Here is a 13390-nt window from a genome sequence, read left to right on the forward strand (position 1 = left end):
CTTTAGGGTGCGGTGCTGCATGGATTTGTGACGCAGAGCGTCGCCCAAGGCATTCCTGCGCTGGAGCGTGAGGAGCGATAGGTGTCAGGGCTGGAATGTGCGGAACGATAATCTCAACTATCGTGCGACGCTCTGCGTCGGCATGCCGTTCTGGACGCTCCGCGTCCGGTCTTGAAGGCGTGGTCTACTGCGTCAGCCGCTGTACGCGCACGCGATCTTCGGCGAAACCGGCTTCGGCTTTTACGCGTGCGGCCTGATACCCGGCGATGTCGGCCTGTAGCTTGTACTGCTGGTCGCGCAGGTCATTGAGCTGATCGACCAGTGCCTGCTGAACCGGACGCCCTGCGCGCTCCAGATCGGCTGCCTGGCTTTGCAGGTTGCGCTGCTGCGCGGCAAGCCCCTGTATGTTGCCTTGGGCAACGCCGACCAGCGCATCCAGTTCGGCCAGTTTGCGGGCCTTGACGCGATCCACCTCCCCCACGCTGCTGTACAGGCTTAACAGCTGTGCATCGGCGGCGGCCTGGCGTTTGTCGGCTTCAGTCTGGCGAATCTGCTCGGCGGTCGGTGCGGGCGGTACGACCTGTATTACCCGGCCACGGCCATTGAGCACTTCGTAGCCTTTGGCGACATAGTCGGGCGGCACGCCCTGGGTATCGATCACCGTCACGCCGCGGCTGTCAACGTAGCGATAAAGGCGGATTTCCGGCGCGTCGGCGGCTTGAGCGATCAGGGGCGCAAGCATGCCAAGCGCCAGCCACAGCCCCAAAATGCTTAGCGTGCCTGAAACCGGATGCTGTCGTCTGCCGCTGACTGCCATAGGCCTGACCTCAGATTCCGTATTGCGCGCGGTAGGCTTCGACGGCAGGCAGGTGCTGCTTGAGCTGTGCGTCATCGGCCAGGAACTCAAGCACCTGATTCAGTGAAACGATGCTCACCACCGGAATGCCGAAGTCACGCTCGACTTCCTGAATCGCCGACAGCTCGCCATTGCCGCGTTCCTGGCGATTGAGGGCGATCAGCACACCAGCCGCTGTGGCGTCCTGGTCTTTGATGATCTGCATGACCTCACGGATGGCCGTGCCCGCAGTGATCACGTCGTCGATGATCAGCACGTTGCCCGCCAGCGGAGAACCGACCAGGCTGCCACCTTCGCCGTGCGCTTTGGCTTCCTTGCGGTTGAAGCACCACGGCAGATCCCGGTCATGATGTTCGGCCAGCGCCACGGCTGTCGCCGACGCCAGCGGAATGCCCTTGTAGGCCGGGCCGAACAGAACGTCGAAGCGGATACCGCTCTCGACGACCGCCGCTGCGTAGAAACGCCCCAGCTGAGCCAGTGCGGAACCGGTGTTGAACAGCCCGGCATTGAAGAAGTACGGGCTGGTGCGCCCGGACTTGAGGGTGAACTCACCAAAGCGCAAAACGCCTCGATCAATGGCAAAACGAATGAAATCGCGTTGATACGCTTGCATGAAAAAAGCCCCGAATACCACGGATTTAGCTAATTAGGTAGAGCTCGGGTATCATACACGCACGTGATTTTTGGGGCCATTTATGCGGATCATCAGTGTGAACGTAAATGGCATTCAGGGCGCAGTCGAGCGTGGTTTGCTCAGTTGGCTGCAAGCTCAGAATGCCGACGTCATCTGCTTACAGGACACCCGCGCCTCCGCCTTTGAACTGGATGATCCAGCTTTTCAGCTGGATGGCTACTTTCTCTATGCCTGCGAAGCCGAAGTTCCAGCCCAGGGTGGTGTGGCGCTTTATTCGCGGTTGCAGCCCAAGGCGGTCATCAGTGGCCTGGGTTTCGAGACAGCCGACCGCTACGGGCGCTACCTGCAAGCAGATTTCGACAAGGTCAGTATCGCCACCCTGCTCTTCCCTTCGGGAATGAACGGGGATGAAGACCTGAACCAGAAATTCAAGCTCATGGACGATTTCGGCAAGTACATGGACAAGCAACGCCGCAAGCGTCGCGAGTACATCTACTGCGGGTCGCTCTATGTGGCGCAGCAGAAGCTCGACATCAAGAACTGGCGTGACAGCCAGCAATCTCCTGGTTTCCTGGCACCTGAACGCGCCTGGATGGACGAGATTGTCGGCACAATGGGCTATGTCGATGCCCTGCGTGAAGTCAGTCGTGAGGGTGATCAGTACAGCTGGTGGCCAGATAACGAACAGGCCGAGATGCTCAATCTGGGCTGGCGTTTCGATTATCAGATCCTGACACCAGGCCTGCGCCGCTTTGTGCGTAGCGCCCGTCTGCCACGCCAGCCGCGCTTTTCACAGCACGCGCCCTTGATCGTTGATTACGACTGGACCCTGACTATCTGATCGTCAGGTAAACAGCGCACATGAAAAAGCCGACTTGAAGTCGGCTTTTTGCGTTGCTCGCGCGGTGCGTTATTTCAGCACGCGCCAAGTAAACGGATAACGATATTCCAGTCCATTGTTGGCCTTCACTCCGGCGATAATCGTGAGTATGAAAGCGCCAAGACATACCAGCATGAACAGCGCGATGCCGATTACCACGAACATCAACATTATGCATATCAGGCCAGCAATCGCGGCAGTGATTTGAAAGTTCAGCGCTTCCTTGCCTTGCGAGTCGATGAACGGGTCTGATTCCCTCTTCATTTGCCAGAGAATCAATGGCGCAAGGAGATTGCCAAAGGGAAAGACCAGCCCGATGAGTGCTGATAAATGACAGAACATCGCCCACTGGCGGGCTTCCCGGCTGGGTTTGTACAAGGGCTGCGGACTGTCATTCATTATCAAGCTCTCCTTTTTACCAGTCGGCCAGTGCGGCGCGCTGCATTTCAAACAATTCGGTCATGCCCTTCTGTGCCAGAGCGAGCATCGCGTTCAGCTCTTCAGGCTGAAACGGTGCGCCTTCTGCGGTGCCCTGCACTTCAATGAAGCCGCCTGCGCTGGTCATGACCACGTTCAGGTCGGTTTCAGCGGCGGAATCTTCCAGGTAATCGAGGTCAAGCACCGGCTCGCCCTGGTACATGCCGACCGAAACGGCTGCGATCATCTGCTTGAGCGGGTCGCCGCCTTTCAGGCCGCCGCGCTTCTTGATGACTTTCAAGGCATCTGCCAAGGCAACCATTGCGCCGGTGATGGACGCAGTACGAGTACCGCCGTCAGCCTGAATGACATCGCAATCGACATACAGGGTGACGTCGCCCAGCTTGGACATGTCCAGTGCTGCGCGCAGCGAACGACCGATCAGGCGCTGGATCTCGAGTGTACGACCGCCCTGTTTGCCACGGCTGGCCTCACGCTGGTTACGCTCGCCGGTGGCGCGCGGCAACATGCCGTATTCGGCAGTCAGCCAACCCTGGCCCTGGCCCTTGAGGAAGCGTGGCACGCCGTTTTCGACGCTGACGGTGCAAATCACCTTGGTATCACCAAACTCGACCAGTACAGAACCCTCGGCGTGTTTGGTGTAGTTGCGGGTGATGCGGATCGAGCGGAGCTGATCGGCGGCGCGACCACTTGGACGTTTCATCTGGGATACCTGTACTGAGACGGAAAACTGTCGATCATTATAGAGGCCATCGCTGCGACTGGGCATCTCTAAAGTCGTCAATGCCGGTATGGCACTACCGGAGTGCTCTGAAACAAGGCTTTCGAACGCTTGGCGCGATGAAGTGCAGTGCCTTGCGGCGCTTGTCTCATCGCCGGATTGGGAGCCTGCGTTGCACTGCGCTACAATCCTGCGCCTCTGGCCTGTCGGCTTCGCCCGTAGGGATGGCAGCCGTTTTTACGCGCTCTTGAGCAGAATCATCTGAGCCGAGCCGTCTGATCTGAACAAAGAGGTAAATCCCATGGTGCACAGCATGACTGCCTTCGCCCGAGTAGAGCGGGCTGGCGCCCAGGGCACATTGAGCTGGGAGCTGCGCTCGGTCAATCATCGTTACCTTGAGCCTCACCTGCGCCTGCCTGAATCGTTCCGCGATCTGGAGGGCGCGATTCGCGAAGCGCTGCGCCAGGGTCTGTCGCGTGGCAAGGTTGAATGCACCTTGCGCTTTGTCGAAGAGACCGCCGGCAAACCGCTGCAGGTTGATCGCGAGCGTGCGGGTCAATTGATCGCCGCCGCCGAATCGGTTGCTGGCTTGATCAAGCAGCCTGCCGCGCTGAACCCGCTTGAGGTGCTGGCGTGGCCGGGCGTTCTGGTCGCCGATGCCAGCGACCCGCAAGTGTTGAACACCGAGGCGCTGACGCTGTTCAATGACGCGCTGAGCGAATTGAAACTGGGGCGGGGCCGTGAAGGTGCAGACCTGGCCAGGTTGCTGGATGAGCGCCTGTCTTCCATTGTCGGGGAAGTGGCCACTTTGCGCACGCTGGTCCCGCAGATGCTGGCCGCTCAGCGCCAGAAAGTGCTCGATCGCTTTGCCGACATGAAAGCCGAGCTTGATCCTCAGCGGCTGGAGCAGGAGATGGTTCTGCTGGCACAGAAAAGCGACGTGGCCGAAGAGCTGGACCGCCTCAGCACGCATGTCACCGAAGTGCGCCGTGTGCTCAAGGCCGGGGGGCAGGCGGGTCGTCGTCTTGATTTCCTGATGCAAGAGCTTAACCGCGAAGCGAATACACTGGGCTCCAAGGCCTTTGACCCACGCAGCACGCAGGCCGCCGTCAACCTTAAAGTGTTGATCGAGCAGATGCGTGAGCAAGTGCAGAATATTGAGTAAGGCTGAACCTGACATGACCCATATCACTGGCACCCTTTACATCATTTCCGCCCCGTCCGGCGCGGGCAAGACCAGTCTGGTCAAAGCCTTGATGGACGCCCAGCAAGAACCTCAACACGGCGCGCAGGCGAAGATTCGCGTCTCGGTGTCGCACACCACCCGCGCCATGCGCCCTGGCGAAGTGGACGGCGTGAACTACAACTTCGTCGATCGTGCCGAGTTCGTGCGCATGATCGAGCACGGCGACTTTCTCGAGCAGGCCGAGGTTTTTGGCAACCTGTATGGCACCTCGCAGAGCCATCTGCAGCAGACGCTGGATGAAGGTCACGACCTGATTCTGGAAATCGACTGGCAGGGCGCCCGGCAGGTTCGTACGCAAATGCCGCAGGCGCGGTCCATCTTTATTCTGCCGCCGTCCCAGCAGGCGCTGCGTCAGCGTCTGACCAACCGGGGCCAGGACAGCGATGAGATCATCGAAGCGCGGATGCGCGAAGCGGTCAGTGAAATGAGCCATTACAACGAGTACGAATACGTAGTGGTCAACGATGATTTTGCCGGCGCGCTGGAAGACCTCAAGTCCATTTTTCGCGCAAATCGCCTGACTCAGCAGCATCAGCAAGAACAATACAGCGAGCTTTTTCAGGAGTTGCTGGCCTGATCGAGCCGTTTCCATGCAACAGGTTGCAGGTTAAAAACACACCGTTGGTGGCTTGCCGCTTGATGCAGGGTGCCGTCCGCTTGTAAACTATCGAGTCCGCTCGCCCATCCGGGCATCGCGCATCCGCATTTGCTACGAGGAATACCCATGGCCCGCGTAACCGTTGAAGACTGCCTAGAACACGTGGATAACCGCTTTGAGCTGGTCATGCTCTCTACCAAGCGTGCCCGTCAACTGGCAACCGGCGGCAAAGAACCAAAGCTGGCGTGGGAAAACGACAAGCCTACCGTTATGGCTCTGCGCGAAATCGCAGCGGGCCTGATGGATTACGCTGTAATCGCAGAAGCTGAAATCGTTGAAGATGAACCATTGTTTGCAGCGTTTGAGGACGAGTCCAACGAGGCCGTCTAAGCCTATGCCGGGTCGACGCAGTACGGCGCAGGGTAAAAGCCATTGGCAGGGGGTAGCGCCTTGCCGAGCATAGACGCCCTCGCCGACAGACTGTCGGCCTACCTCGGCAAGGACCAGGTCAATTTGGTCCGCCGAGCGTATTTCTACGCCGAACAAGCCCACGATGGCCAGCGCCGTCGCAGCGGTGAAGCCTACGTCACCCATCCTCTTGCGGTGGCCAATATCCTTGCTGACATGCACATGGACCATCAGAGCCTGATGGCTGCGATGCTGCATGACGTCATCGAAGACACCGGTATTGCCAAGGAAGCGCTCAGCGCGCAGTTTGGCGAAACCGTCGCGGAACTGGTCGACGGGGTCAGCAAACTGACCCAGATGAACTTCGAGACCAAAGCCGAAGCTCAGGCCGAAAACTTCCAGAAAATGGCCATGGCCATGGCGCGGGACATCCGCGTGATTCTGGTCAAGCTCGCCGACCGCCTGCACAACATGCGCACACTGGAAGTCCTGTCCGGTGAAAAGCGCCGTCGCATCGCCAAGGAAACCCTCGAAATCTACGCCCCCATCGCCAATCGGCTGGGCATGCACAGTGTGCGCATCGAATTCGAAGACCTGGGTTTCAAGGCCATGTACCCGATGCGCTCCTCGCGAATCAACCAGGCGGTCAAGCGCGCCAGGGGCAATCGCAAGGAGCTGGTCAACAAGATCGAAGAGTCCCTGAGCCATTGCCTTGCGGTGGATGGCATCGAAGGCGACGTCAGCGGGCGGCAAAAACACCTCTACGGCATCTACAAGAAGATGCGCGGCAAGCGCCGGGCCTTCAACGAGATCATGGACGTTTACGCGTTCCGCATCATCGTCGACAAGGTCGATACCTGTTATCGCGTGCTGGGCGCTGTACATAATCTGTACAAGCCGCTGCCCGGCCGATTCAAGGATTACATCGCGATCCCCAAGGCCAACGGCTACCAGTCGTTGCATACCACGCTGTTCGGCATGCACGGCGTACCGATCGAAATCCAGATTCGCACACGCGAAATGGAAGAGATGGCCAATAACGGCATCGCTGCGCACTGGCTGTACAAATCCAGTGATGACGAGCAGCCCAAGGGCACTCACGCCCGCGCCCGGCAGTGGGTCAAGGGCGTGCTGGAAATGCAGCAGCGCGCGGGCAACTCCCTGGAGTTCATCGAGAGCGTCAAGATCGACCTGTTCCCGGACGAGGTCTACGTTTTCACGCCCAAGGGCCGGATCATGGAGCTGCCCAAAGGCTCCACGGCAGTGGATTTTGCCTATGCAGTGCATACCGATGTCGGCAACAGCTGCATTGCCTGTCGCATCAACCGCCGACTGGCGCCATTGTCCGAGCCGCTGCAGAGCGGCTCCACGGTCGAGATTGTCAGCGCCCCCGGCGCACGTCCGAACCCGGCATGGCTGAACTTCGTCGTCACCGGCAAGGCACGTACCCATATTCGCCACGCGCTCAAGCTGCAACGCCGCTCCGAGTCGATCAACCTTGGCGAGCGCCTGCTCAACAAGGTGCTTAACGGCTTTGAATGCAGCCTGGACAAGGTCACGCCAGAGCGTATTCAACTGGTGCTGAATGAATATCGGGTCGAGGTGCTGGAAGACCTGCTCGAAGACATCGGCCTGGGCAATCGCATGGCCTATGTCGTCGCCCGCCGCTTGCTGGGTGAAGGCGAGCAGCTGCCAAGCCCGGAAGGCCCGCTGGCGATTCGCGGCACCGAAGGTCTGGTACTCAGCTACGCCAAATGCTGTACGCCGATCCCGGGCGACCCGATTGTCGGCCATTTGTCTGCGGGCAAGGGCATGGTCGTGCACCTGGATAACTGCCGTAATATCAGCGAAATCCGCCACAACCCGGAAAAATGCATCCAGCTGTCCTGGGCCAAGGACGTCACCGGCGAATTCAATGTCGAGCTGCGTGTCGAGCTAGAGCACCAGCGCGGTCTGATCGCCTTGCTGGCCAGCAGCGTCAACGCAGCCGATGGCAATATCGAAAAAATCAGTATGGACGAACGCGATGGTCGCATCAGCGTGGTCCAACTGGTGGTCAGTGTGCACGACCGCGTGCACCTGGCCCGCGTGATCAAGAAACTGCGCGCCTTGACCGGTGTCACACGCATCACCCGGATGCGCGCGTAGGCAATCCAATCATCAGGAGTTCTTCATGACCAAGACTGTCATCACCAGCGACAAAGCCCCTGCGGCTATCGGCCCGTATTCCCAGGCGATCAAAGCTGGCAACACCGTCTACATGTCCGGACAGATCCCGCTGGACCCGAGCACCATGGAGCTGGTTGAAGGCATCGAAGCCCAGATCACTCAGGTTTTCGAAAACCTGAAGTCGGTTGCGCAAGCCGCGGGCGGTTCGTTCAAGGACATCGTCAAACTGAACATCTTTCTGACCGACCTGGGTCACTTCGCCAAGGTCAACGAGATCATGGGCACCTACTTCTCGCAGCCGTACCCGGCGCGTGCGGCCATTGGCGTTGCGGCATTGCCGCGTGGCGCGCAGGTTGAAATGGACGCGATTCTCGTCATCGAATAAATCCCCGACGGAGCGTGTTTCGCGCTCCGTTCTCCCTGAAGGAAGGAATCCGTTATGCGTTCCGCGCTCGTCATTTCGCTGCTCGCCGTCATTTTGAGCGGCTGCGCCAGCCTCGCCGACCGCAACCCGGACGGCACCTGGATCAACCAGACCGCCATCGACGCTGCCGTCAAACAAGGCAATCTGCGTCAGGCACTGCTCGCCAATGGCCCGAATCTGGAGTGGAAAATCAACTCCAAGGCCAATCAGGCTATCTACTCCAACGGTTTCGAGCTGGGCGAAGGCAAGATTGTCAGTGCCGCCGAAGGCAAGCTGCACATCGACTTCTACGGCAACTTCTTTGAAGACCTGAGCGTAAAGGGCGGCGACCTGGTTCAAGCCGCCAGCGAGTCTGGCCCGGAACAACACTTCCAGAAGCCAGAGAACCCTGCGCCTGAGGGTGCCCAGCCGGGCAGCAGCTTTGAGAGAGCGCTGTACGGCGCTTACATGGGTGGCAAATGGACCGTTGTTGAAGGCGACGGCCAAGGCAGCACCGTGCAATTCATGCCTGATGGCAGTGTGCAGGGGCTTCCCGAAAATGATCGTTTCGCGCTATGCCTGGCTGGCGATTGTGCAGCCATGAGCGGCGAATACGACAGCATGTGGCTGGAAAAGGCCGAAAAGGGCAACCCTTGGATCTTCTCCCGCAAAGGCAAGCAACTGGAGATTTTCCAGGCAGTAAACAATGCCGGTCCAGACCAGATGCCTGAATTGCGTCCGGGCGCACGTCACTGGTTGCTGCAACAGCAGTAACCAATTGATATTCATGAGCGCCTGCAACGGCGCTCATGAATCAACGTTCTACCCCAGTAAAGCCGCATAGCCAGCCCGGTAATCCGGGTACATCGGCGCCCATCCCAAGGCTCGTGCCCTGGCATTGCTGCAACGCTTGCTGCCGACGCGCTGCACGCTGACATCCTCCGACCATTCGGTCACGCCTAGATACTCACGCAGCCACGCCACCACGTCGCCTAGCGCGGCAGGGTCATCATCGACCCCCAGATAGCAGCTTTCCAGTGCCACACCGCGCAAGTCCGCTTGCAGCAGGTGTTCCAGCAGGCTGGCGGCGTCATCGGCATGAATGCGGTTGGCGTAGACAGGCGGGTCCACCCGCACGCTGTGCCCCTGGCGCACACGATTCGACAGATCGCTGCGCCCCGGGCCATAAATGCCGGTCAGCCTGACGGTCGTGGCGGGCAACCCGCTGTTCAGCGCAAGCTGCTCGGCCTCAAGCATCACCGTTCCGGTATAGCCGCCCGGTTCGGTGGCCGAATTCTCATCGACCCACTCGCCGTTCTGCTGGCCGTAGACACCGCTGCTTGAGACAAAGATCAGCCGTTTGGGTCGCTGCCCCGTCTGCTCAAGCCAGCTCAATACGTTACGCAGGCCTTCCACATAGGCCATCCGGTAACCCGTTTCGTCGCGTTGTGAAGGCGTGGCGCAATACACCACGTAGTCCAGCGCAGCAGTGGGCCACTGCGCGGGCCGCTGAGCCTCGAACAGATCACCCTCCACGCCAATCACCCCGGCCGGAAGCTCGGAAACAGTGCGGCGCAGCCCGTGGACAACCCAGCCATGGGGCTGAAGCCGGGTAGCGAGTCGAGAACCGATGTCGCCACAACCGGCGATCAGAAGCGAAGGAGCAGTCATTTGATATCTCCGTACAAGGCGGTGTCAGCACCTTGCAAAAGGGTCGTTGAAGGTCGGGCATTTGGGCAAATATGTAAAAAAGATACAGTATTACTTTTGTTAACAAGAACGATTTGCAATAATGGCAGCCCATTTGTTCCATGCGAGCGTCGAAAGTACTGAACGACGCACTGGAATCATCCCCCTATTTTTCTCTCAGGTCCGGCCAGCATGACACGCATTCAATCAATCGCTTCGCCTACCAAGCTGCCTCGCCTGCCTCGTGCATGGCGTGGTATTGCAGCCCTTGTCTTGAGCCTGATGTTCGTGCCCGTGGCACTCGCGGATCAATCGGCGCCAGCGACCACCCCCCCTGCAGCCTCCGCCGCTCCAGCGGCAGCGGCTCCTGTTGCACCTGACGCCGCCGCACCGGTTCAGGCGCTGGAGCCAGTGGCTGAAGACAACAGCCTGGGCATGGCACATGACCTGTCGCCGTGGGGCATGTATCAGAACGCCGACATCGTCGTGAAGATCGTCATGATCGGGCTGGCCATCGCCTCGATCATTACGTGGACCATCTGGATCTCCAAGGGTTTCGAGTTGCTGGGCGCCAAGCGCCGGTTGCGCGGTGAAATCGTCAACCTGAAAAAAGCCCGCTCCCTGACAGAAGCCAGCGCAACCGCCAGCAAGGAAGGCACGCTTGCCCACCTGCTGGTGCACGACGCGCTTGAAGAAATGCGCCTTTCGGCCAACAGCCGTGAACGCGAAGGGATCAAGGAGCGTGTCAGCTTCCGCCTCGAGCGCCTGGTAGCAGCCTGTGGCCGTAACATGAGCATGGGCACCGGCGTGCTGGCAACCATCGGTTCGACGGCGCCGTTCGTGGGTCTGTTCGGCACCGTGTGGGGCATCATGAACAGCTTCATCGGCATCGCCAAAACCCAGACCACCAACCTCGCCGTCGTTGCCCCCGGCATCGCCGAGGCCCTGCTGGCAACGGCGCTGGGCCTGGTTGCCGCGATTCCTGCGGTGGTGATCTACAACGTGTTTGCGCGCTCCATCGCCGGTTACAAGGCTCAGGTCTCCGACGCCTCGGCACACGTGCTGTTGCTGGTCAGCCGCGATCTGGATCATCTGCCAGAGCCTGCCGAACGCAATCAACAACAACCGCACATGGTCAAGGTGGGCTAACACGTGGGCCTGCATCTTAACGAGGGCGGCGATGATCTCGCCGAGAACCATGAAATCAACGTGACGCCGTTCATCGACGTCATGCTGGTGCTGTTGATCATCTTCATGGTGGCCGCGCCGTTGGCCACCGTAGACATCAAGGTCGATCTGCCGGCTTCCACCGCCACGCCGCAACCCAGGCCCGAGAAGCCGATCTTCCTCAGCGTCAAGACCGACAAAAGCCTGTATCTGGGCGAAGAGAAGGTGGCCCGCGAGCAGATTGGCCAGGTTCTGGACGCCCGCACCAAGGGCAAGAAGGACACGACGATCTTCTTCCAGGCCGACAAGGGTGTGGATTACGGCGACCTGATGGACGTCATGAACACGCTTCGCGGTGCCGGTTACCTGAAGGTCGGGCTGGTCGGGCTTGAGACGGTTGGTAAGAAATGATCAGTACGCGCCAGAAACTGACGCGCTATAGCGGTAGTCTGTTGTTGGTGCTGGCCGTGCACGCTATCGCAATCATTGTTGCCGTTCGCTGGCCCGCCTCTCAGGCGATCGAGCTGCCGCCGGCAGCGATGATGGTCGAGCTTGCGCCATTGCCCGAGCCAGCGCCGCCGCCACCGCCAAAGGTTGTTCAGCCGCCGCAGCCGCCCGCGCCCGAAGAGCAGGTTCCCATGCCGGAAGTCGCGCAAGCGCCGAAGCCGGAAATCGTGGTGCCCAAGAAGGTCGAGAAGCCCAAGCCAAAACCGCAGCCGCCCAAGCCGCAGAAGAAGCCTGAGCCACCTCAGGAAAAGCCTGCTGACGAAAAGCCGGTCGATACACCGCCGAGCACAGCCAAACCGGAAAAATCGGCTGCTCCGGCACCAGCGCCTACGCCTTCGCCGCCCAGCACCGCATTGCCGAGCTGGCAGGGCGACCTGCTGAGTCATCTGGGCAAGTACAAGAAGTATCCCGAAGACGCTCGCCGTCGCGGTATGCAGGGTGTTGCCCGTTTGCGGTTCGTCGTGGACGCTGATGGCAACGTACTGTCCTACTCGATTGCCAACAGCTCGGGCAGCCCGGCACTCGATCGGGCAACGATGGAAATGATCCGTCGTGCGCAACCATTGCCCAAGCCGCCGAAGGAAATTCTCAACAACGGCACCATTGAAATCCTCGCACCGTTCGTTTATTCGCTGGATAAACGCTGAATTGCACTTTTGTTACTCATGAGTGCTTCTGATAACGTGCGTCTATCGATCGCACCCGCTATGCTGGGGTCGCAACTTCATGGACGCACGTTATGACTCTTACAGAATTGCGCTACATCGTTACGCTCGCCCAAGAGCAGCACTTTGGTCATGCGGCCGAACGCTGCCACGTCAGCCAGCCAACGCTGTCGGTGGGCGTCAAAAAACTCGAAGACGAACTGGGTGTGCTTATTTTCGAGCGCAGCAAGAGCGCCGTGCGCCTGACTCCGGTCGGTGAAGGCATTGTTGCCCAGGCCCAGAAAGTACTGGAGCAGGCTCAAGGTATCCGTGAGCTGGCCCAGGCAGGCAAGAATCAACTGACCGCTCCGCTGAAAGTCGGTGCGATCTATACAGTGGGCCCTTACCTGTTTCCTCACCTGATTCCACAACTGCACCGGGTCGCCCCGCAGATGCCGTTGTACATCGAGGAAAACTTCACCCACGTGCTGCGCGACAAACTGCGTAACGGCGAGCTGGATGCCGTGATCATCGCTTTGCCGTTCAACGAAGCCGATGTGCTGACCCTGCCGCTGTACGACGAGCCGTTCTCTGTCCTGATGCCTGCTGACCATCCGTGGACTCAAAAAGAGACCATCGATGCTTCGGCCCTCAATGACAAGAGCCTGTTGCTGTTGGGCGAAGGCCACTGCTTCCGTGACCAGGTGCTGGAAGCCTGCCCTACGCTGGGTAAAGGCAACGAAGGCGCCCGGCATACGACGGTCGAGTCCAGCTCGCTGGAAACCATTCGCCATATGGTCGCTTCCGGATTGGGTATCTCGATCCTGCCGTTGTCGGCAGTCGACAGCCATCACTATGCGCCCGGCGTAATCGAAGTCCGCCCGCTGACGCCACCCGTGCCGTTTCGTACGGTCGCCATCGCGTGGCGTGCCAGCTTCCCAAGGCCGAAGGCTATCGAGATTCTCGCTGACTCTGCACGTCTGTGCTCGGTTGCGCGTCCGAAAAACGTCGCGAGCTAGGCAGTAGAGAG

At 59.6% G+C, this 13390-nt stretch carries 16 protein-coding genes; 11 read left to right on the forward strand and 5 right to left on the reverse strand.

All coding sequences use genetic code 11. From position 1 onward, the window contains the following. Positions 1-184: 184 nt before the first annotated feature. Together QRN38_RS10960 and pyrE are read right to left on the reverse strand one after the other, a co-directional pair. Positions 185-817 (reverse strand): hypothetical protein, encoded by a 633-nt coding sequence (locus QRN38_RS10960; RefSeq protein ID WP_007246509.1) that lies wholly within the window; start codon positions 815-817, stop codon positions 185-187. Positions 818-827: 10 nt separating this feature from the next. After that, the gene (gene pyrE / locus QRN38_RS10965) at positions 828-1469 is read right to left on the reverse strand and encodes an orotate phosphoribosyltransferase (protein ID WP_003377988.1); all 642 of its coding nucleotides are present in this window, start codon (positions 1467-1469) and stop codon (positions 828-830) included. Between the two features lie 82 nt (positions 1470-1551). On the opposite strand from pyrE, the gene crc reads away from it, so the two are divergent. Further along, on the forward strand, positions 1552-2331 hold the full coding sequence (gene crc, locus QRN38_RS10970; protein WP_005613323.1) for a catabolite repression control protein Crc: 780 nt from the start codon (positions 1552-1554) through the stop codon (positions 2329-2331). Positions 2332-2400: 69 nt separating this feature from the next. Here the strand turns inward: crc and QRN38_RS10975 are convergent, their stop codons facing one another. Continuing rightward, positions 2401-2769, reverse strand: coding sequence for a DUF4870 domain-containing protein (locus QRN38_RS10975; protein ID WP_057418712.1), 369 nt, complete (start codon positions 2767-2769; stop codon positions 2401-2403). A 16-nt stretch (positions 2770-2785) separates the two neighbouring features. Beyond that, positions 2786-3511 (reverse strand): ribonuclease PH, encoded by a 726-nt coding sequence (rph, locus tag QRN38_RS10980; protein WP_057418713.1) that lies wholly within the window; start codon positions 3509-3511, stop codon positions 2786-2788. 319 nt (positions 3512-3830) lie between these two features. On the opposite strand from rph, the gene QRN38_RS10985 reads away from it, so the two are divergent. The 6 genes from QRN38_RS10985 (at position 3831) to QRN38_RS11010 (ending at position 9127) form a co-directional block, all read left to right on the forward strand. Continuing rightward, positions 3831-4694 carry a YicC/YloC family endoribonuclease gene (locus QRN38_RS10985; RefSeq protein ID WP_007246513.1) on the forward strand — a complete coding sequence of 288 codons (864 nt, stop codon included), beginning with the start codon at positions 3831-3833 and terminating at the stop codon, positions 4692-4694. Between the two features lie 13 nt (positions 4695-4707). Continuing rightward, positions 4708-5352, forward strand: a complete 645-nt coding sequence (gene gmk, locus QRN38_RS10990) for a guanylate kinase (RefSeq protein ID WP_003377979.1) — start codon at positions 4708-4710, stop codon at positions 5350-5352. Between the two features lie 147 nt (positions 5353-5499). After that, positions 5500-5763 (forward strand): DNA-directed RNA polymerase subunit omega, encoded by a 264-nt coding sequence (rpoZ, locus tag QRN38_RS10995; protein WP_002551500.1) that lies wholly within the window; start codon positions 5500-5502, stop codon positions 5761-5763. A gap of 60 nt (positions 5764-5823) precedes the next feature. Continuing rightward, on the forward strand, positions 5824-7929 hold the full coding sequence (gene spoT, locus QRN38_RS11000) for a bifunctional GTP diphosphokinase/guanosine-3',5'-bis pyrophosphate 3'-pyrophosphohydrolase (protein ID WP_005769571.1): 2106 nt from the start codon (positions 5824-5826) through the stop codon (positions 7927-7929). A gap of 25 nt (positions 7930-7954) precedes the next feature. Then, entirely contained in the window at positions 7955-8335 is a 381-nt protein-coding gene (ridA, locus tag QRN38_RS11005; protein ID WP_005769574.1) for a deaminase RidA, read from the forward strand. Between the two features lie 54 nt (positions 8336-8389). Continuing rightward, positions 8390-9127, forward strand: coding sequence for a lipoprotein (locus tag QRN38_RS11010; protein WP_003377974.1), 738 nt, complete (start codon positions 8390-8392; stop codon positions 9125-9127). 48 nt (positions 9128-9175) lie between these two features. Here QRN38_RS11010 and QRN38_RS11015 read toward each other — a convergent pair whose 3' ends face one another. After that, a complete protein-coding gene (locus QRN38_RS11015) occupies positions 9176-10024 on the reverse strand; it encodes an SDR family oxidoreductase (RefSeq protein WP_057418714.1) in 849 nt (282 codons plus the stop codon). Positions 10025-10234: 210 nt separating this feature from the next. Between QRN38_RS11015 and exbB the strand changes: the two genes are divergently transcribed. The 4 genes from exbB (at position 10235) to QRN38_RS11035 (ending at position 13379) form a co-directional block, all read left to right on the forward strand. Next, positions 10235-11191, forward strand: coding sequence for a tonB-system energizer ExbB (exbB, locus tag QRN38_RS11020; RefSeq protein ID WP_007246518.1), 957 nt, complete (start codon positions 10235-10237; stop codon positions 11189-11191). Between the two features lie 3 nt (positions 11192-11194). Beyond that, entirely contained in the window at positions 11195-11620 is a 426-nt protein-coding gene (gene exbD, locus QRN38_RS11025; RefSeq protein ID WP_005613239.1) for a TonB system transport protein ExbD, read from the forward strand. Then, complete coding sequence (locus QRN38_RS11030) at positions 11617-12363, forward strand: energy transducer TonB (RefSeq protein ID WP_005613236.1); 747 nt, start codon at positions 11617-11619, stop codon at positions 12361-12363. The genes exbD and QRN38_RS11030 overlap by 4 nt, the downstream gene beginning before the upstream one ends. A gap of 92 nt (positions 12364-12455) precedes the next feature. Then, positions 12456-13379 carry a hydrogen peroxide-inducible genes activator gene (locus tag QRN38_RS11035; RefSeq protein WP_003377961.1) on the forward strand — a complete coding sequence of 308 codons (924 nt, stop codon included), beginning with the start codon at positions 12456-12458 and terminating at the stop codon, positions 13377-13379. Positions 13380-13390: the final 11 nt, after the last annotated feature.

The organism is Pseudomonas sp. CFBP2511, assembly GCF_030209255.1.
Taxonomy (GTDB): domain Bacteria; phylum Pseudomonadota; class Gammaproteobacteria; order Pseudomonadales; family Pseudomonadaceae; genus Aquipseudomonas; species Aquipseudomonas avellanae.

Bases quoted from the DNA above. Each gene is read 5' to 3' on its own strand.
- QRN38_RS10960 (WP_007246509.1), bottom strand. From the start codon at position 817: ATGGCAGTCAGCGGCAGACGACAGCATCCGGTTTCAGGCACGCTAAGC.
- pyrE (WP_003377988.1), bottom strand. From the start codon at position 1,469: ATGCAAGCGTATCAACGCGATTTCATTCGTTTTGCCATTGATCGAGGC.
- crc (WP_005613323.1), top strand. From the start codon at position 1,552: ATGCGGATCATCAGTGTGAACGTAAATGGCATTCAGGGCGCAGTCGAG.
- QRN38_RS10975 (WP_057418712.1), bottom strand. From the start codon at position 2,769: ATGAATGACAGTCCGCAGCCCTTGTACAAACCCAGCCGGGAAGCCCGC.
- rph (WP_057418713.1), bottom strand. From the start codon at position 3,511: ATGAAACGTCCAAGTGGTCGCGCCGCCGATCAGCTCCGCTCGATCCGC.
- QRN38_RS10985 (WP_007246513.1), top strand. From the start codon at position 3,831: ATGGTGCACAGCATGACTGCCTTCGCCCGAGTAGAGCGGGCTGGCGCC.
- gmk (WP_003377979.1), top strand. From the start codon at position 4,708: ATGACCCATATCACTGGCACCCTTTACATCATTTCCGCCCCGTCCGGC.
- rpoZ (WP_002551500.1), top strand. From the start codon at position 5,500: ATGGCCCGCGTAACCGTTGAAGACTGCCTAGAACACGTGGATAACCGC.
- ridA (WP_005769574.1), top strand. From the start codon at position 7,955: ATGACCAAGACTGTCATCACCAGCGACAAAGCCCCTGCGGCTATCGGC.
- QRN38_RS11010 (WP_003377974.1), top strand. From the start codon at position 8,390: ATGCGTTCCGCGCTCGTCATTTCGCTGCTCGCCGTCATTTTGAGCGGC.
- QRN38_RS11015 (WP_057418714.1), bottom strand. From the start codon at position 10,024: ATGACTGCTCCTTCGCTTCTGATCGCCGGTTGTGGCGACATCGGTTCT.
- exbB (WP_007246518.1), top strand. From the start codon at position 10,235: ATGACACGCATTCAATCAATCGCTTCGCCTACCAAGCTGCCTCGCCTG.
- QRN38_RS11030 (WP_005613236.1), top strand. From the start codon at position 11,617: ATGATCAGTACGCGCCAGAAACTGACGCGCTATAGCGGTAGTCTGTTG.
- QRN38_RS11035 (WP_003377961.1), top strand. From the start codon at position 12,456: ATGACTCTTACAGAATTGCGCTACATCGTTACGCTCGCCCAAGAGCAG.